Origin of the sequence: Mesorhizobium sp. M8A.F.Ca.ET.161.01.1.1, from assembly GCF_004792105.1 — a bacterium.
Taxonomy (GTDB): domain Bacteria; phylum Pseudomonadota; class Alphaproteobacteria; order Rhizobiales; family Rhizobiaceae; genus Mesorhizobium.
On record NZ_SRTD01000111.1, the window covers coordinates 1 to 408 of the forward strand.

The 408-nt window shown below is 56.1% G+C and carries 1 pseudogene; it reads right to left on the reverse strand.

Annotated features, from left to right (window positions below):
* Positions 1–319 (reverse strand): annotated as a pseudogene (locus EN804_RS34890) (carbohydrate ABC transporter permease); the annotation flags it as partial.
* Between the last annotated feature and the right edge of the window lie 89 nt (positions 320–408).

Here is a 408-nt window from a genome sequence, read left to right on the forward strand (position 1 = left end):
GCAGCAGCAACGAGCGGCCCCGGAAGCGGACGCGAGCCAGCGCATAGGATGCGGTGACCGCCAGAAACAGCGACAGGATGACGACGGATGATGCAACAAGCAACGAATTGCCGAGATTGCGCAGGAACGTGCCGTTGCCAATGACGAAACTGTAATTGGTGAGCGAAAATTCGCGCGGCCAGTAATTAACCTGGAACAACGCCGAGCCTGATTTCAGACTGGTCAGGATCGCATAATAAAACGGGAATACCGAAATCACCATGATGACGGCGACCAGCGCATAAAAGGCGGTGGTTTTCAGGATGCTGGGCAAGGTCATCGCTGGGCTCCATCGGTGTTGACACGCCCGAGCCACATATAGATGACCGTGATCGAGGCGATGATGAGGAACAGCATGGTGGAGGCGGC